This window comes from Rhodococcus sp. PvR044 (assembly GCF_040548995.1).
GTDB classification, from domain to species: domain Bacteria; phylum Actinomycetota; class Actinomycetes; order Mycobacteriales; family Mycobacteriaceae; genus Rhodococcus_G; species Rhodococcus_G oryzae.
Map to the genome: position 1 here is coordinate 1272159 of NZ_JBEPSX010000001.1, position 17579 is coordinate 1289737.

Sequence of the window (17579 nt, forward strand, 5' to 3'; positions counted from 1 at the left end):
GGCCCCGTGTCGGGTCAGGCCGCCGGGGTCCGGGAGAACCAGGTGACCGAGGCGCCGCTGTCGAAGGACTCGGTGCGGGTCGGGGTGAACCGCGTCGGCAGGAACGCTCCGTCGAACGCCGGGATGCCTGCCCCCGCGATCACGGGGTAGCGCTTGATGACGAGCTCGTCGATCTCGGGCAGCAGGGTGCCCGCCAGCTTTCCGCCGCCCGCGAGCCAGATGTCCATCCCCTCCTGGGCCTTGAGCTCGCGGACGAGGCCGAGCGGGTCGCCGGTGACCAGCTCGACCGCCGGGTCGGCGATCTCGCCGAGGGTGGTCGAGACCACATGCTGCTTCAGGTGGGCGTAGGGGCTGGTGACTCCGACGTCGAGTCCTGGCTGATAGGTCCCGAGGCCCATGACCACCGTGTCGAACGCCTGGCGGTCGGTGCCCTCGAGGCCGACGTGCGGGCGGATGTGGGTGGGGACGGTGTCCGGGTATCGCTGGGTGATCCATGTGGTCACGTCGTCCAAGAGCATGAAGTCCCACTCGCCGCCCGGGCCGGCGATGTAACCGTCGAGCGAGATTCCCACGTAGTACACAAGCTTGCGCATACAGCTGCTCCGTCCGTAGTACTCTGTTTGAAGTGGTCTGAACGTAGTACTACGGATGGAGTGGTGTCAAGTGCGGAGTAATCCGGAGAGACGAGCGGCATTGGTCGACGCCGCGATAGAGGTCCTGGCGGAACTGGGTGCGCGCGGGCTCACCTTCCGGGCCGTCGATTCGCGAGCGGGGGTGCCGCCGGGTACGGCGTCGAACTACTTCGCCAACCGCGACGACCTGTTGGCTCAGGCGGGAGGCCGGTTCTACGAGCGGCTGACCCCCGACGACGAGTCCTTGGCGCAGAGCCTCGGGGGTCCGCACGACCGTGATCATCTGGTCGGGCTGATGCGCGAGGTCGTCGGCAGGATCACCGAGTTCCGCACGGGCTTCCTCGCCCTGCTCGAGCTCAGGCTCGAGGCGACCCGGCGACCCGAGTTGCGCGCGGTGCTGACCGAACGGATCCGGGCCGACCTGGACTTCAACGTCACCAACCACCTGCAGGCGGGCATGCCGGGCGACGCCACCACGGTCCGCCTGCTCTACCTCGCGCTGAACTGGCTGATCGTCGATCGGCTGACGCTGCCGGAGTTGTTCTCGGAGAGCGAGATCGACGAACTCATCGAGGCCGCGGTCGATCGCGCGTTGTCCGGGTAGCCGGTCGGTCTACGCGCTCAGCGTGCGGTCCGGGTGTACGCGTCCACCGACGTCGACCCATCCGTCCTTCGAGTAGACGGTGTAGATCTGCGAGCCGCGCCCCTGGGTGATGTGCAGGCTTCGACGCAGGTGCTCGGTGATCCGGACCGCAGCCGCACCGGTGGCCTCGTCCTCCGGAATCCCCATGAGCGGGGCGAACATTCGGGATCTGATCGCACCCTCGCCGGCCCAGGCCCAGACGTAGTGGTGTCCGGAGTCGAACGAGTCCGCCCTGGTGGAGACCACCGCGGCGGAGTCGGGTTTCGGGTGCAGGGTGAACTCGGGCGCCCAGTCGGGTTTGGCGCGTACCCAGGTCATCCCGTGATCGACGTAGGTCGTGACCGGGCCCGCCGGGACCTCGAGGACGTCGACCGCCGCGCCCCGTTCGCGCAGCCACCAGGACAGGCCCACCGTCGGGTGCCCGGCGAAGGGCAGTTCGGTGGCTGGGGTGAAGATCTGCGCCCGCGTGCTCGCGGCGCCCGGGCCGGGCAGCTCGACGAAAATCGTCTCGCTGAACCCGAGTTCGGCGGCCAGGCCCTGCCTGCGATCCGCCGGCACCAGTGCCGCATCCACGATGCCCAATGCGTTGCCGTGGTGGCCGTTCGCATCGGTGAAGACCCTGACGACGTCAACCTCGATACTCATCGTTAAACGATACCGCCGGTAACGACCGAAGGTGCCTTTTGTGCTATCCGATCGCACAAAAGACACCTTCGGGATGTGACGGGTGAAGCCGGGCTAAACGCTCGCGCCCGCGAGGGCCTCGCTGGCGGTGACCGCCTGGGCCACGCCCTGGAGGGTCGCGGCGACCTTGACGGCTTCCCAGACCTGTTCCTTGGTCAGGCCCTCCTTGCGGACGACCGCGTCGTGGGCGCCGGTGCAATGGTCGCAGCCGTTGATGGTCGACACGGCGAGCGACCACAGCTCGAAGTCGGCCTTCTCGACGCCGGGGCTGCCGATGATGTTCATGCGAAGGCCCATGCGCACCTGGGTGTAATCCTCACCGAGGTAGCCCTTTGCGCGGTACGCGACGTTGTTCATGCCCATGATCGACGCGGCGCCGAGGGCGGCGTTGTATGCCTCCGCCGACAGGTTGTCGGCGGCCTCTTCCGCGATCTCCCGCAACACGGTCGCGGACCGGGTGGCGGCCGCTGCGGCGAGGAACGTGCCCCAGAGCTGCTGCTCGTTCAGCTCGGTGGACCGGGACAGCGAGCTGAGGTTCAGCTTGAGGTCCTTGGCGTACTCGGGCAGCGAGTTCTTCAGGTTCTCGACGCTCATGACTAGACGCTCTCGGCCAGCAGCTCGCCGGCGTTGATGGTCGGGTCGCCCTTCTTCCAGTTGCAGGCGCACAGCTCGTCGGACTGCAGTGCGTCGAGCACGCGCAGCACCTCGTCGACGTTGCGGCCGACGGAACCGGCGGTCACGGAGACGAACTGGATCTCGTTGTTCGGGTCCACGATGAAGGTGGCGCGGTCCGCGACACCGTCGGCGTTGAGGACGCCGGTGGCCTCGGCCAGCTCACGCTTGAGGTCCGAGAGCATCGGGAAGGGGAGGGTCTTGAGCTCGTCGTGCTGTGCGCGCCACTGGAAGTGCACGAACTCGTTGTCGACCGAGGCGCCGAGCACCTGGGCGTCGCGATCCGCGAACTCCTCGTTCAGCTTGCCGAACGCGGCGATCTCGGTGGGGCACACGAAGGTGAAGTCCTTGGGCCAGAAGAACACGATCCGCCACTTGCCCGCGTAGTCGTCGCTGGTGACCTGGGTGAAGTAGTCGTCGGGCTGCTGGGCGTCGACCTTGGACAGGTCCCCGCCGATGACGGCCTTGAGGTTGTACGCCGGGAACTGGTCGCCGATGGTCAGCAGAGCCATATGTCTCGTCCTCCTACTTGTGATGGATCTTCGGGCACGGGCAACCACACTGGTGGCTGCGCCGGGGTGATTTCGATACCGGGAGCGGGTCTCGCGGTTCCCCGCTGACCTGCGCTCTTTGGTATGAGTCCATAGTGCCCGAAACCTTTCAAAAGGTAAAGGCGATATATGCCACTACACTGATAGGTATGGCTGATCAGACTTATCAACCCACACTGTCGCAGCTGCGTGCCTTCGTCGCGGTGGCCGAATACCGCCACTTCGGTACCGCGGCAGCGCGATTGAATGTGAGCCAGCCCACGTTGTCGCAGGCGCTGGCGGCGCTCGAGAACGGGCTCGGGGTGCAGCTGATCGAGCGCAGCACCCGTCGGGTGCTCGTGACGGACGCCGGCACCCAGCTGCTCGCGCAGGCGAAGATGATCCTCGAGGCCGCGGACGGGTTCGTCGCCACAGCGGCCGGCGTGGGGGACCGGCTCGGCGGCCCGCTTCGCATGGGTCTGATCCCGACCGTCGCGCCGTACGTCCTGCCCGCCCTGCTGCCTGCGATGCGTGCGGAGCTGCCGGCCGTGGTGCCCCAGGTGATCGAGGACCAGACCGCCCGGCTGTTGGATTCGCTGCGCGCGGGCGTGCTGGACGTCGCGGTCCTTGCCCTCCCGTCGGAGGCGACCGGGTTGGTGGAGATCCCCCTCTACACAGAGGATTTCGTGATGGTGGTGCCCGGTGACCACGAGCTGGCCGGTCGGGTCGACCTGTCGCCACAGGTGCTCGACGACCTGCCGCTGCTGCTGCTCGACGAGGGGCACTGCCTCCGCGACCAGACCCTCGACCTGTGCCGCTCGGTGGACGCGCACCCGTCGTCCGGGGACACAAGGGCTACCTCGCTCGCGACCGTGGTGCAGTGCGTCGCCGGCGGCCTCGGGGTGACCCTGGTGCCGGACTCGGCGGTCCCGGTGGAGACCCGCCGCGGCGACCTCGCCACCGCCCGGTTCGCGAGCCCGGCGCCGGGCCGGACGATCGGCCTGGTGTTCCGCTCCTCCAGCGGGCGCGTCGACGGCTACCGCAGGCTCGCCGATGTGGTGCGGTCGGTCGCGCCGGGCGCTGCCGCGACGCCGTCCGTGGGTTCCCGATAGGGCTCCGCGATCGCGGGTCGGTGCGTCACAATGGACGTACGCCGCACCAGCAGGAGGAACGACGATGCCTCTGCACGGACTGATCATCAAGGCCGCCTCGACGGTGGTCACCGGGGCCGTGGGGGTCGCCGCCTACAACGGGGCGCGGCGGATCGTCGCGAGGGCGCCGTTGCGGGAAGCCGCCGTGACGGCCACCGAGTGGGGCCTGCGCGGAGCGCGCAAGGCGGAGGAAGGCGCGGAGTCCGCCCGCCTCACGATGGCAGACGTGGTGGCCGAAGCGCGCGAGCGGCTCGGCGAAGAGGTGCCGCCGCCAGGGGTTGCGGACGTGGGCCACGGGCACGCTCACTAGGGTGAGATGTCCGCGGAACCGGCAGTCCTGCATCAGGTTCCGACCGCGGTCGGAGACCTGACCGTCCTCTCCGATGCCGGTGGGCGGGTGCGGATGCACGCGCCGTGGCTGCGGGGCAGCAGGCCACGGGCGGTCGCAGTCGAGGACGCCGTCGGCGCCCTGACCGGGGTGCGGGCCGTGCACGCCTATCCGCGCACCGCCTCGATTGTCATCTGGTACTCGCCCCGCACCGCCGACCGGGACGGATTCGCGGCGGCCATCCGCGACAGCAGGCTCATCCCCGACGCCCTGGTGCCGGATCGGGCGCCCACCTCCGCCGACATCGGCAACGCCGACGTCGTGCGGATGGCGGTCGGCGGGGTGGCGCTGGTGCTGCTCGGTTTCCGCAGGTACGCACTCGGGAGGCCCGCGCTGCTCGGCCCCACCGGACGCGCCGTGGCCACCGGGGCGACGGTGTTCACGGGATACCCCTTCCTGCGTGGGGCGCTGCGGGCGCTGCGCGGCAGCAGGGCGCCCGGCACCGACGCGCTGGTCTCGGCCGCGACCGTCGCCAGCCTCGTGCTCCGCGAGAACGTCGTCGCCCTCACCGTGCTGTGGCTCCTGAACATCGGTGAGTACCTTCAGGATCTGACCCTGCGCCGCACCCGACGCGCCATCTCGGACCTGCTCAAGGGCACCCAGGACACCGCCTGGGTCCGGACCGCCGACGGGAGCGAGGTCCAGGTCGGGATCGACGCACTGGAGATCGGCGACGAGGTGATCGTGCACGAGCACGTCGCCCTCGCGGTCGACGGGATCGTGATCGAGGGTGAGGCCATCGTCGACCGGTCCGCGATCACCGGCGAGACGCTGCCCGCGAGCATCGTCGCGGGGGCCAGGGTGCACGCCGGCTCGGTCGTGATGCGGGGCAGGCTGGTGGTGCGTGCGGACGCGGTCGGTGACGACACCACCATCGGTCGGATCATCACCCGCGTCGAGGCGGCGCAGGAGGACCGGGCCGCGATCCAGACGGTGGGGGAGAACTTCTCGCGCCGGTTCGTCCCCGCCTCCTTCGTACTCTCCGCGCTGACACTGGCGGTGACGCGGGACGTACGCCGGGCGATGACCATGCTGCTGGTCGCCTGCCCGTGCGCGGTCGGGCTCGCGACGCCGACGGCGATCAGCGCGGCCATCGGCAACGGCGCCCGGCGGGGGATCCTCATCAAGGGCGGCTCGCACCTCGAGGACGCAGGCCGGGTGGACGCGTTCGTCTTCGACAAGACGGGAACCCTGACCGTCGGCAGGCCCGTGGTGACCAATATCGTCGCGTTGGCGAGGGACTGGCGACCCGATCAGGTGCTGGCCTACGCCGCGAGCTCCGAGATCCACTCGCGGCATCCGCTGGCCGAGGCGGTGCTGCGATCGACGGCGGAACGGCACATCGAGATCCCGCCGCACCAGGAGTGCGAGGTGCTCGTCGGGCTGGGCATGCGCACCTGGGCCGACGGCAGGACACTGCTGCTCGGCAGCGTGTCGCTGCTCGAATCGGAGAACGTGCGGGTGTCGAAACGGGCCGCCGACTGGGTCGGCAGGTTACGTCGCCGGGCGGAGACTCCGCTGCTGCTGGCCGTCGACGGCAGGCTGGTCGGCCTGATCAGCCTGCGCGACGAGCTGCGACCGGAGGCGCAGTCGGTCCTGGACCGATTGCGGGCCACCGGGGCGCGGCGGGTGATCATGCTCACCGGCGACCATCCGGAGACGGCCGCCGCGGTCGCCACGGAGCTGGGTATCGAGGAGTGGCGGGCCGAGGTGCTCCCCGACGACAAGCTCGAGGTCGTGCAGCGGCTGCGGGCGGAGGGCCATGTGGTCGCGATGGTCGGCGACGGCACCAATGACGCACCGGCGCTCGCCGCGGCCGACATCGGGATAGCGATGGGCCTGGCGGGTACGGACGTCGCCGTCGAGACCGCCGACGTCGCGCTCGCGAGCGACGATCTGACCCGACTGCTCGAGGTCCGCGACCTCGGCGGTCACGCGGTCCGCCTGATCCGGCAGAACTACTCGATGTCCATCGCCGTCAACGCGCTCGGCCTGCTGGTCGGGGCGGGCGGCGCGTTGTCCCCGGTGTTCGCGGCGATCCTGCACAACGCGTCCTCGGTCGCCGTGGTCGCCAACAGTTCCCGCCTGATCCGCTACCGCGTCGACGGGGAACGCTGAGGCCGTCACCGCCCACGACGGTCGCCCAGGGGAGCGGATGGGACGATGGATCGAACCCGCACCCGTGTGCGGTGATCGAACGACGAAGGAGATTCAGGCGTGAGCACCAGTGTCATCGTGGCAGGGGCCAGGACCCCGATCGGCAAGCTCTCCGGCGCGCTGGCGTCGCTGACGGCGGCGGAGTTGGGTGGGCGGGCGATCGCCGCCGCCCTCGAACGCAGCGGCCTCGGTACCGACGGTGTCGACGCAGTGGTGATGGGCACCGTGGTGCAGGCCGGTGTCGGCCCGAACCCGGCGCGGCAGGCGGCGGTCGCAGCAGGCCTGCCGATGACGGTGCCCGCCACCACCGTGAACAACCTCTGCCTGTCCGGCCTCGAGGCGATCATGCAGGCCGACCGGCTGATCGCCACCGGCGCCGCCGATGTCGTGGTCGCGGGCGGCATGGAGTCGATGACGAACGCGCCGTACCTGGTGCGCGGCGCAAGGACCGGACTGAAGTACGGCACCACCGGCTTCGAGGACGCCCTCGACCGCGACGCTCTGGTGTGCGCGTTCGACGGCGTGTCGATGGGCGCGTCCACCGAGAGCTACCAGGCCTCGGAGAACATCAGCCGCGCCGAGCAGGACGAGTTCGCGGCCCGGTCGCACCGCCTCGCCGCCGCCGCGACCGAGTCGGGCGCGTTCGCGGCCGAGATCGCGCCGGTGGAGATCGCGTCCCGCAAGGGCGCCGTCACCGTCGCCGACGACGAGGGCATCCGCGCGGGGACCACCGTGGACTCCCTTGGCAAGCTCCGTCCGGCGTTCGCGAAGGACGGCACCATCACCGCGGGCGCGTCCTCGCAGCTGTCTGACGGCGCAGCCGCGGTCATCGTGATGCGCAAGGACGTCGCGGAGGCCCGCGGCATCGAGTGGATCGCGGAGATCAAGGCGCACGCCCTCGTCGCGGGCCCCGACACCTCCCTGCTGCACCAGCCCGCCAACGCCATCGAGGCGGCGCTGAAGCGTGACGGCGAGACCACCGTCGCCGACCTCGACCTGCTCGAGATCAACGAGGCCTTCGCCGGTGTCGCGATCGCGTCGATGCGTCAGCTCGGCGTCGCCGCGGACAAGGTCAACATCCACGGCGGTGCCATCGCGGTCGGGCACCCGGTCGGCATGTCCGGCGCGCGGATCGTCCTCTCCCTGGCGCATTCGCTCAAGGCGCGCGGCGGCGGCAAGGGCGCGGCGGCCCTCTGTGGCGGCGGTGGCCAGGGCATCGCGATGATCATCGAGGTCTAGGCGGCTGCGCCGCCTGTGCGCGGTTGACGAGTGTCAGGACTCGTCAACCGCGCACGGGCGCGTCAGCGCCTGCCGCGCTTGGCGGGCTTGCCGCCCTTGGTGTTCCGGGGGGTCGGGTTCTTGCCCGCCTTGACGCGCGCGGCTTGTTTCGCGGCGGCCTTCTGGGAGGCGGTGCGCTTGGGGGCGGGCTCCTGCGCGTCGCGACCGCGGGAGCTGTTGACGCTGCGCCCGCGCACGATCCCGACGAACTCCTCAACCCGGTCCGTGGTCGCGTCCTGCGGCCAGGCCAGCGCGACGGGCGACTCCGGCGCATCGGTGACGGTGCGGTAGGTGAGATCCTTGCGGTGGTGCAGCCGGGCCAGCGACTGCGGCAGCACCAGCACCCCGATCCCGGCCGCGACCAGCTCGATCGCGTCGGCGGTGGTGGCGGGCCGCTGGGCCGCGGGCGTCCCCGGCAGCGACTCCCAGTCCAGGGCGTCGTCGAGCGGGTGCAGCACGATCTCGCCCTCCAGGTCCGCCGTCGACACGGCGTCGGCAGCGGTGACCACGTGGTCCTTCGGCACCACCACGACCGGGGTCTCCTCGTAGAGCGCGATCACGCTCAGGCCGCCGCTGTCGATCGGCAGCCGCACCAGGCCGGCGTCCGCGAGGCCGTCACGCAGCAGGGTCGGCGCGTCGGCCGCGGTGGTGACGACCAGCTCCAGCCGGACGTCGGGGTGGCGTTCGCCCCAGATCCGCACCCACTTGGACGGCGTGACGCCGGGCACATAGGCGAGCCGGAACGGGGTGGGCGCATCGGGCTCGGTCATTCCGCCAGGCTACCGGGGCGGGGAGCTCGGGTGGCAGCTCGATAGGCTGAACCCCATGAGCGCGCAGAAGACACCCCAGACGATGAAGCCGGCGACCGCCGCGAAGAAGCTGGACGTCTACCTCGAGGCAACCCCCGCCGAGTTCCGCGACGGTGTGGTGACTCGCGACGAGCTCGCCGAGCTGCGTACCAACCCGCCGCAGTGGCTGATCGACCTGCGCGCCGAGGGCCCGCACCCGAAGTCCGTGGTCGCCGACAAGCTCGGTGTCTCGATCGCCGGACTGGCCCGCGGCGGCGTGGAGGAGGCGCTGACCACCGCTCAGATCGAGGCGCTGCTCGCCGATCAGCCGGACTGGCTGCAGGCCGAGCGCAAGTCGCTGGTGGAGGTCCGCAAGGACGAGAAGCGGATCAAGGAGCAGCAGGCGACCCGGCGCGAGCAGTCGAACCGCAAGCAGCGGTTCGCGAAGCCGATCCACCACCCGAACGAGGGCTAGGCCGCCGGTTCGTAGGTCCACCGCCCGCCGAGCATCGTGCCCCACACGGGCATCGAGGCCAGGCGGGCGCCGGTGGTCGGAAGATCGTCGGTGTCCAGCACCACCAGGTCCGCGAGGTCGCCGGTCGTGACCCGCACGCGGCCGCCGGTCGAGGCGGCGAGGGCAACCTCCCACGGGATCTCGTGCTCGCGGTGCCACGCCCGGCCGTCCGGCAGGGTGCGGTCCACCGCGGCGGCGAGGGTCAGCCACGGGTCCAGCGGCGCCACCGGGGCATCCGAGCCCAGCGCCAACCGCACGCCCGAGGACAGCAGCGTGCCGTACGGGAACGCCCGGCCGGTGCGGCCGGGCCAGTAGCGTTCGGCCAGGTCCGCGTCGTCGTGTACGTGGGCGGGCTGGACGCTCGCGGTCACGCCCAGTTCGGCGAAGCGCCGAAAGTCCTTCTCCGCCACCAGTTGCGCGTGCTCGACGGACCCGCGTGCACCCGTGGCCGCGAAGGCGTCGAGTACGTGCTCGCAGGCCTGGTCGCCGATCGCGTGGATCGCGCACTCGAGCCCGTGACCGGTGGCCCGCGACATCAGCCCGATCAACTCGCGCGGCGGGACCGACAGCACCCCGTGCCCGCCGCCCGGATACGGGTCGTGGCAGTACGCGGTCCTGGTGCCGAGCGATCCGTCCACGATCACCTTCAGCGGCCCGACCGTCGCCAGCCCGCGGGTGCCCGGCACCGGGTCCCCGGTGCCCGCACCGTCGGCGATCGCCTGGTCGAGCCACCGCGGCCAGACGCCGCACCGAACCCGCAGGAGGTCGGTGCCCGCGGCGATCCGCCGCGCCCACACCGCGCGGTTGTCGGCGATCTCGAAGTCCGTCACCCCGACCACCCCCCGCGCGGCCGCGGCCCGTACCGCCGCGTCGACCCGGCGATCGAGCACCGCCGGGTCGACGCGCTGCACGTCGTTCATGATGGGCATGAACTCGGTCTCGGTGAGCAGGCCGCTCGGGTGCGGCGCGAGCGAGAAGCGCCGCAGCGCAGCGGTGTTGAACCAGCCGCTGTGCAGGTCGCCGCTCAACGCGACGACCGGGCGGTCCGCGGTGGCCGCGTCCAGTAGCGCGGCGGTGGGGGAGTCCGGCCACAGGCCGTCCCGGAACCCGTGCGCGACGACGACGTCGGTGTCGGCGGACGGCAGATGCTCCGCGATCAGCCGAACGGCGTGCGCGGCCGAGGTCGCCCCCGACAGGTCGAGTGCGGCGCGCGAGAGTGCCCACTGGTCGAGGTGCACGTGCGCGTCCCACAGACCCGGGAGCACCAGCCGCCCACCGAGATCGACGACGTCCGACGCGGCGGAGCCGTCGCCGCCGATCCGGTCGCCGGTGACCATCAGATCCGTCGGCGCCTCGCCGGGCGCCAACCGAGCCCCCCGCAGCAGCATCACGCTCACCCCTCGACGACCTCGAACTCGTCGAACACCACCTCGCCTGCCGCGTCCGACTCCGCCAGGTTCACCTCGCCGACCAGAGCCCAACCGTGATCGCCCTGCGGATCGGCGATGGTCTGGCGCACCCGCCACAGCTCCGGCTCCACCTGGACCGAGAACAGTTGCGGGCCTCTGGCATCGGGTCCGGTGCCGATCTCGTCGTACTCGTCGAAGTACAGCTCCATGAGATCGGACCAGTCCTCCGACTCCAGTCCGTCGCCGAGTTCGGCGAGCGCGTCCCAGCGCTTGCGCGAGGCCAGCTCGATCCGCTTGAACATCGCGTTGCGGATCATCACCTTGAAGGCCCTGGTGTTCGCGGAGACCGGGCGCGGGATGTCGGCGCCGAACGCGATCTGCTGATCGTCGGACTCCACGCCCGGATTGGTGAGCTGCTCCCACTCGTCCAGCAGCGAGGAGTCGACTTGGCGGATCAGCTCGCCCAGCCATTCGGTGATGTCCTCGAGTTCCTCGGTGCGGGCCGCGTCGGGCACGGTCTGACGCAGCGCCCGGTAGGCGTCGGCGAGATAGCGCAGCACCAGGCCCTCGGAGCGGGCAAGCCCGTAGTGGCTGACCAGCTCTGCGAAGGTCATCACGTTCTCCACCATGTCCCGCACCACCGACTTGGGGGAGAGGGAGAACTCGGAGACCCATGGGTGCCCGCCGCGGTACATCTCGAACGCGGGATAGAGCAGTTCCTCCAACGGTTTCGGCCAGGTGATCTCCTCGAGCAGCTCCATCCGCTCGTCGTACTCGATGCCGTCGGCCTTCATCTGCGCGACCGCCTCGCCGCGGGCGTGGTGCTGCTGGCCCATCAGGATCTGGCGGGGGTCGTCCAGGGTGGACTCGATCACCGACACCACGTCGAGGGCGTAGGTCACCGACTCCTGGTCGAGCAGTTCGATCGCGGCAAGCGCGAAGGGCGACAGCGGCTGGTTGAGTGCGAAGTCGCGCTGCAGGTCCACCGTCAGCCTGGCCCATGACCCGTCCGGGTCCGGCGCATCGAGTTGCTCGACGATGCCGGCCTGGAGCAGCCCCCGGTACAGCGCGATCGCCCGGAGGATGTGCTTGCGCTGCTGGGGACGGGTCTCGTGGCTGTCCTCGAGGAGGTGACGCATCGCGTCGAAGCAGTTGCCCGGGCGGGCGATCACGTTGAGCAGCATCGAGTTCGAGACCCGGAACCGGGACGTGAGCTGCTCGGGGGACGCGGAGACGAGTCGCTCGAACGTCGGTTCTCCCCAGGACACAAAGCCCTCCGGCGGCTTCTTGCGCTGGATCTTCTTGAGCTTCTTCGGGTCGTCGCCCGCCCGCGCCACGAGCCGGTGGTTCTCGATCTCGTACTCCGGGGCCTGCACCACCACGGTGCCCATGGTGTCGTAGCCGGCCCGGCCCGCCCGGCCCGCGATCTGATGGAACTCGCGGGCCCGCAGGTGCCGCGTCCGGGTGCCGTCGTACTTGGTGAGCCCGGTCAGCAGCACGGTCCGGATCGGCACGTTGATGCCGACGCCGAGGGTGTCGGTTCCGCAGATGACCTTGAGCAGCCCGTCCTGTGCGAGCTTCTCGATGAGTCGGCGGTACTTGGGCAGCATGCCTGCGTGGTGCACGCCGATGCCGTGCCGGACCAAGCGGGACAACGTCTTTCCGAAGCCGGTGCTGAACCGGAAACTCCCGATCGCCTCCGCGATGGCGTCCTTTTCCTCCCGGCTGCTCATGTTGACACTGGTCAACGCCTGCGCCCGTTCGAGCGCCGCGGCCTGGGTGAAGTGCACCACGTACACGGGCGCCTGGTTGGTGGTGGCCAGCTCCTCGATGGTCTCGCCGATGGGGGAGCGGGCATACGAGAAGGACAGCGGCACCGGCCGTTCGGTGCCGCCGACCAGCGTTGTCGGGCGCCCGGTCCGGCGGGTCAGGTCCTCCTGGAAGAACGAGACGTCACCGAGCGTCGCGGACATCAGCAGGAACTGGGCGTGCGGGAGTTCGATCAGCGGGACCTGCCAGGCCCATCCGCGGTCCGGCTCGGAGTAGTAGTGGAACTCGTCCATCACGACCTGGCCGATGTCGGAGTCGGCGCCCTGCCGCAGCGCCAGGTTCGCCACGATCTCCGCGGTGGCGCAGATGATCGGCGCGCCTGCGTTGACCGAGGCGTCGCCGGTCATCATGCCCACGTTCTCGGCGCCGAACACCTCGCAGAGGGCGAAGAACTTCTCGCTCACCAGCGCCTTGATCGGTGCGGTGTAGTAGGTCCGCCTGCCCTCGGCGAGCGCCGCGAAATGGGCGCCGATCGCGACCATCGACTTGCCGGACCCCGTCGGTGTCGACAGGATGACGTTCGCGCCCGAGACGACCTCGATCAGCGACTCCTCCTGCGCCGGATACAGGGTCAGGCCCTGTTCGGCAGTCCACCGTGAGAAGGCGTCGAAGAGCGAGTCGGCATCGGGACTCGTGGGGACCAGGTCGGAGAGCAGCACCGACCCAGGTTACGGCCTGGCCGGAGTCAGGTCGCGCTGCGCTCGTCCGAGCCCATCGCCTCCAGCACGGCCTCGCGGGTGGAATCGGTGCCGGTGATCTGCGATTCGCCGACGCCGTCGACGAGCATCTGCCGCCACTTTGCCGGATCGAACTCCAGCGGCGCGGTGCTCGCGATGAAGTCCTCGACCACCTGCAGGAACCGGATGGGATCGTCGTGGTACGGGAAATGGCCGCTACCGCGGAAGATCTCCAGGCGTGAGCCCGGCATCGCGGAGTGGGCGAGGTGGGCGTGGCTGACCGGGATCACCGAGTCGACGTCGCCCCAGATGATCTGCACCGGCAGGTCGGCCGTCAGGTAACAGCGATCCAACATGGTGATCGCCTGTCCCCGCCAGTCCACGGCCGCGCGCAGGGTGCGCAGGAAGGCCTCCCGTGCGGTGGGATCGGGCAGGTCGCTGAGTACCCGCACCAGGTCGGGTGCGTCGTGGAAGACCCGCACCGCCTTGAAGGGCCCGCGGTACAACTGGTCGGCGATCTTGCCGAGCACCCCGAGGGCGGAGATGGTGCCGGGGACCTGCAGCAGGCGCAGCGACTGGTTCGCGATCGGCAGCGAGGCGAAGCGCAGCGCGGGGTTGACGTCCTTGGTCACGCCCCCGGTGGAGACCACCACGAGGCGTTCGATCATCTGCGGGAACTGGTAGGCGAACTGCAGCGCGACGCCGCCGCCAAGCGAATGGCCGATGACCGTGACGCGGTCGTAGCCGAGCACGGTGAGCAGATCCCGCATCCCGTTCGCGTAGGCCGCGATGGAGTAGTCGGCACGCGGCTTGTCCGAACGACCGTGGCCGAGCAGGTCGGGCGCGATCACCGTGAAGTGCTTGGCGAGGTGCGGGATGATGTCGTTCCAGGTCGACGAGTTGTCGCCGATGCCGTGGATCAGCAGGATCGGCGGACCCTCGCCCGCCATCCGGAAGGCCCGCCGGTACCCGTGCACGGTCCGGAAGACGAGGCGCGGTTCGGTGTTCGGAACCGGCCGCAAGGCGCGGCCCTTGCGTTCACTCATGTCGCCTCCTCTGTCGCCGGCTGTGCCGACCCCTAAGTCACTGACTTGGGCGATCGTATAGTTCAGGGGGTCGGCCCGCCGGGTAACTGTGCAACCGAGTCACAGATCAGGCTCGTCTCGGTCGGTCTTCTCGTCCAGTCCGGCCTGTTCAGCGAGGAATTTCTCGAATTCCGCGCCGAGTTCGTCGCCGCTGGGCAGGTCGGCCTCCCCGGCGAGCAGGGTGGACTGGCGCTCCTGCGCCGCGACGAACGAGTCGTACTGGCGTTCGAGGGCGGAGACGACGGACTGGACCTCGTCATTGCCGGTGATCTGCGCGTCGACCTGCTCGCGGACGCGGGCGGCCGCCTCGCCGAGGGCGGCCAGCGGCAGCTCCAGGTCGGCGATCTCGCCGAGGTTCTCCAGCAGCGTCTCCGCGGCCGCCGGATAGTCCGTCTGTGCCAGGTAGTGCGGCACGTGCACCGAGTAGCCCATCGACTCGTGACCGTGCTGAGCCATCCGCAGCTCCAGCAGCGCGGAGGCGCTGCCCGGGATCTGCAGTTCCCCTGACCAGCTCTGGTTCTCGCCGATCAGGTCCTTGTTCGTCGAATGTGCCGTCACCCCGAGCGGGCGGGTGTGCGGGATCGCCATCGGGATCGCGCCGAGGGAGATGGTGCGCCGCACCCCGAGCTGCTCGGCGAGCAGCCGCACCGCCGTCGTGAACCGTTCCCACTTCAGATCGGGCTCCAGGCCCGCGAGCAGCAGAAACGGCGTTCCGGCGGTGTCGCGGAGCGCGTACAGGTTGAGCTCCGGCTGGTCGTAGTCGGAGAAGTGATCCGCCTTGAAGGTCATCGTGGGTCGACGGGATCGATAATCGATCAGCTCATCCACGGAGAACGACGCGACGAGTTCGGTCTCCAGGCTCTCGCGCAGGTGGGTGGTGGCGATCTTCACCGCGTGTCCCGCGTCGGAGAATCCCTCGAGACCATGCACCAGCACCGGCCCTCGGCCGTCGCCCGCGGACACCTGGGGCGCCGGGAATTCCAGCTCGTACATCCTCGACTGATCGTCCATCAGTGATCCCTTCGCGTTTCGTTCACTCTCAGTGTCCCCCACCCGGCTGCGAGCACCCACATCCGATATCGGAAAAACGTGCCGTGGCGTCACATTCATTCCCGGAACCGGCATTTTGTGTGCGTTTTGTGCTGACAGCGAACTGCCGTTCGACGACACCGCAGCCGGCCTGCGGCGGCCCGGCCTGCGGAGGTGGCACAGTGGTGGGGCAGTGTCCCGCGAGTACTGGAGGACTTTCCGTTGAAGCGCCGCATCCTGATCGCGGGCCTCGCCATGGGCGCATGCCTGGGTGTCGCCGGGTGTTCGTCCACGGTGGACGGCATGGCGAGCCCGGTGGCCGCCGCCGGCCCCTCGTCCGCATCCGGCCCCTCGTCGTCGGCGGGTGCCGACGGGACCGGCGAGGACGGCCGGGTGGATGCGACCCTGGAGTCGATGTTGTTGACCCCCACCGATTTTCCGGCGCCTTACCAGGCGATCGTGTTGCCGCCACACGCAGTCTCGCAGGCCGCCGCGGACCTGGATGGGATCCCGCCGGGTGCGAAGGTCGACCCGCCCGGGTGCAAGCCGCCCGCCCAGGACTACGGCCCGGACGGTACCGCGATGATCGTCGGCACCGACAACGCGAACCGGTCCACCATCTCGGTGGAGCTGATGCGATCGGATCTGCCGCTCGACAAGCGCACCACGGAGATCGAGCGGTGCCTGGAGGTGACCACCACCAAGGACGGCGCCGAGGCGGTCGTGCGGACCGAGATCCTGCCCGCGCCGCCGCTGAACGCGGACGACACCATCGCCATGCGACAGACCGTGACCTCGGGCAAGGGTGCCGGGAAGGTGACCCAGTCGATGCTCACGCTCGTCGCGCAGATCGATGACGTGCGGGTTTCGGCGACCTACATGTCGTTCGGCGACGGCAAGCCCGACACGGTGGTGCTGGACCAGGTGTTCACGGAGGCTGTGCAGCGGGTCAACGCGGCCTGACCGGCCGCGCCTGTGGATAGTCCGGTTTCCGTCCACAGGCCCGGCGAAGCCGCAGGTCGCGACCGCGGCCCGGTCGGATCGGGGCGGCATGGTCCTGGCCATGACAACCATGCATCCGGGCCAGCCGGTCCGAATCGGCGACCCCGGTGACCTGATCGCGGCGATCCCCGCGATGCTGGGCTTTCGGCCCGCACATTCGCTGGTCCTCGTCTGCCTCGACGGCGGCGACGGGCCTGCCAGGGTGCGGGCGGTGATGCGGCACGACCTGCCGGACTGCGCGGTCGGCCCGCTCGACCGGGAGGCCATCGAACGGATGTCCCTCGTCTGCGCGCGAGAGGACATCGGCTCGGTCATCGCGGTGATCATCGACGAGCGGCGGGTGACCGGCGTGCACCGCGCCGTGGTCGGTGAACTCGAGCTGTACCTGAGCGCTCGCGGCGTCGTTCTGGTGGGAGCACTCGTCGTCCCCGAGATCGTGGCGGGACGCCCATGGCGAGGGCTGTGCGGCGACCCCCGTCGCGGACGGCTCCCGGACCCGGCCGCGTCCGGCGTCGCGCTCGCCCAGGTGCTCGGCGGGCGCGCGATCCGGTCCTCGCGCGAGGAACTGGAGGCGGTCGTGGCCCCGCGGCCGGAGTCGGAGCGCGCCCGTGTCGCGGAGCTGCTGCGCGGCCGGCCCACCGGCCGTTCGCGCCCGCGCGACGCGCTGCGGCTGGTGCTCACCCGGATCGCGGAGCTGGCCTCCGGACAGGCGCCGCACCTCGACGACCTCGCGGACCTGGCCAGGGCGCTGTCGGACCCGCGGGTGCGCGACGCCTTGCTGTCGCTCGCGGTGACCGCCGAGGCCGACGCGGCCGAGCAGCTGTGGATCCTGCTGGCACGGGCGCTGCCCGATCCGGAGCGGGCCGAGCCCGCGGCGCTGCTCGGCTACAGCGCCTACGCGCGCGGGGACGGGCCGATGGCGGGGGTGGCCCTCGTCGCGGCGCTGGAGGCGAACCCGCGGCACCGGCTGGCGGGCATGCTCGACGCCGCGTTGCAGTCCGGCATGCGGCCGGAGACCATCTCGGGGCTCGCGGTGACCGGGTTCGAGGAGGCGGCGAGGATCGGGGTGCAGATGCCGCCGCCGATCGACGGCGGTTGAGTGTCGTGGCA

General features: G+C 70.3%; 17 protein-coding genes. 8 read left to right on the forward strand and 9 right to left on the reverse strand.

Annotated features, from left to right (window positions below; all coding sequences use genetic code 11):
• Window positions 1–14: 14 nt before the first annotated feature.
• Window positions 15–593: a dihydrofolate reductase family protein gene (locus tag ABIC28_RS05810; RefSeq protein WP_209926155.1), complete on the reverse strand. Its 579-nt coding sequence runs from the start codon at window positions 591–593 to the stop codon at window positions 15–17.
• Window positions 594–663: 70 nt separating this feature from the next.
• On the opposite strand from ABIC28_RS05810, the gene ABIC28_RS05815 reads away from it, so the two are divergent.
• On the forward strand, window positions 664–1236 hold the full coding sequence (locus tag ABIC28_RS05815; RefSeq protein ID WP_097211241.1) for a TetR/AcrR family transcriptional regulator: 573 nt from the start codon (window positions 664–666) through the stop codon (window positions 1234–1236).
• Window positions 1237–1245: 9 nt separating this feature from the next.
• Here the strand turns inward: ABIC28_RS05815 and ABIC28_RS05820 are convergent, their stop codons facing one another.
• The 3 genes from ABIC28_RS05820 to ABIC28_RS05830 all read right to left on the reverse strand — a co-directional run bounded on the left by ABIC28_RS05820 (window position 1246) and on the right by ABIC28_RS05830 (window position 3143).
• Entirely contained in the window at window positions 1246–1920 is a 675-nt protein-coding gene (locus ABIC28_RS05820) for a PhzF family phenazine biosynthesis protein (protein ID WP_097211242.1), read from the reverse strand.
• Window positions 1921–2013: 93 nt separating this feature from the next.
• Entirely contained in the window at window positions 2014–2553 is a 540-nt protein-coding gene (ahpD, locus tag ABIC28_RS05825; RefSeq protein ID WP_097211243.1) for an alkylhydroperoxidase, AhpD family, read from the reverse strand.
• Window positions 2554–2555: 2 nt separating this feature from the next.
• Complete coding sequence (locus ABIC28_RS05830) at window positions 2556–3143, reverse strand: peroxiredoxin (RefSeq protein ID WP_077041398.1); 588 nt, start codon at window positions 3141–3143, stop codon at window positions 2556–2558.
• A gap of 188 nt (window positions 3144–3331) precedes the next feature.
• Between ABIC28_RS05830 and ABIC28_RS05835 the strand changes: the two genes are divergently transcribed.
• From ABIC28_RS05835 to ABIC28_RS05850, 4 genes are all read left to right on the forward strand, one after another.
• Window positions 3332–4273 (forward strand): LysR substrate-binding domain-containing protein, encoded by a 942-nt coding sequence (locus ABIC28_RS05835; protein ID WP_097211244.1) that lies wholly within the window; start codon window positions 3332–3334, stop codon window positions 4271–4273.
• A 64-nt stretch (window positions 4274–4337) separates the two neighbouring features.
• Window positions 4338–4622, forward strand: a complete 285-nt coding sequence (locus ABIC28_RS05840; protein WP_209926167.1) for a DUF1490 family protein — start codon at window positions 4338–4340, stop codon at window positions 4620–4622.
• A 6-nt stretch (window positions 4623–4628) separates the two neighbouring features.
• Window positions 4629–6818, forward strand: a complete 2190-nt coding sequence (locus ABIC28_RS05845) for a heavy metal translocating P-type ATPase (protein WP_209926169.1) — start codon at window positions 4629–4631, stop codon at window positions 6816–6818.
• A 99-nt stretch (window positions 6819–6917) separates the two neighbouring features.
• Entirely contained in the window at window positions 6918–8096 is a 1179-nt protein-coding gene (locus ABIC28_RS05850; RefSeq protein ID WP_097211246.1) for an acetyl-CoA C-acyltransferase, read from the forward strand.
• A gap of 62 nt (window positions 8097–8158) precedes the next feature.
• On the opposite strand, the gene ABIC28_RS05855 is transcribed toward ABIC28_RS05850, so the two are convergent.
• On the reverse strand, window positions 8159–8905 hold the full coding sequence (locus ABIC28_RS05855; RefSeq protein ID WP_097211247.1) for a LysR substrate-binding domain-containing protein: 747 nt from the start codon (window positions 8903–8905) through the stop codon (window positions 8159–8161).
• A gap of 55 nt (window positions 8906–8960) precedes the next feature.
• Here ABIC28_RS05855 and ABIC28_RS05860 point away from each other — a divergent pair, with 55 nt between their 5' ends.
• Complete coding sequence (locus ABIC28_RS05860; RefSeq protein WP_354577899.1) at window positions 8961–9398, forward strand: DUF5997 family protein; 438 nt, start codon at window positions 8961–8963, stop codon at window positions 9396–9398.
• Here the strand turns inward: ABIC28_RS05860 and ABIC28_RS05865 are convergent.
• The 4 genes from ABIC28_RS05865 to ABIC28_RS05880 all read right to left on the reverse strand — a co-directional run bounded on the left by ABIC28_RS05865 (window position 9395) and on the right by ABIC28_RS05880 (window position 15449).
• Window positions 9395–10825, reverse strand: a complete 1431-nt coding sequence (locus tag ABIC28_RS05865) for an amidohydrolase (RefSeq protein ID WP_269588418.1) — start codon at window positions 10823–10825, stop codon at window positions 9395–9397. The two genes, ABIC28_RS05860 and ABIC28_RS05865, sit on opposite strands and share 4 nt — an antisense overlap.
• 5 nt (window positions 10826–10830) lie before the next feature.
• A complete protein-coding gene (locus ABIC28_RS05870; RefSeq protein WP_269588101.1) occupies window positions 10831–13335 on the reverse strand; it encodes a DEAD/DEAH box helicase in 2505 nt (834 codons plus the stop codon).
• 26 nt (window positions 13336–13361) lie between these two features.
• Window positions 13362–14399: an alpha/beta fold hydrolase gene (locus ABIC28_RS05875; RefSeq protein ID WP_097211250.1), complete on the reverse strand. Its 1038-nt coding sequence runs from the start codon at window positions 14397–14399 to the stop codon at window positions 13362–13364.
• Window positions 14400–14498: 99 nt separating this feature from the next.
• Complete coding sequence (locus ABIC28_RS05880) at window positions 14499–15449, reverse strand: proteasome assembly chaperone family protein (RefSeq protein WP_097211251.1); 951 nt, start codon at window positions 15447–15449, stop codon at window positions 14499–14501.
• Between the two features lie 273 nt (window positions 15450–15722).
• Between ABIC28_RS05880 and ABIC28_RS05885 the strand changes: the two genes are divergently transcribed.
• Together ABIC28_RS05885 and ABIC28_RS05890 are read left to right on the forward strand one after the other, a co-directional pair.
• A complete protein-coding gene (locus ABIC28_RS05885) occupies window positions 15723–16430 on the forward strand; it encodes a DUF5642 family protein (RefSeq protein WP_097211340.1) in 708 nt (235 codons plus the stop codon).
• Window positions 16431–16530: 100 nt separating this feature from the next.
• Window positions 16531–17568 carry a DUF4192 domain-containing protein gene (locus ABIC28_RS05890; protein ID WP_097211341.1) on the forward strand — a complete coding sequence of 346 codons (1038 nt, stop codon included), beginning with the start codon at window positions 16531–16533 and terminating at the stop codon, window positions 17566–17568.
• Window positions 17569–17579: the final 11 nt, after the last annotated feature.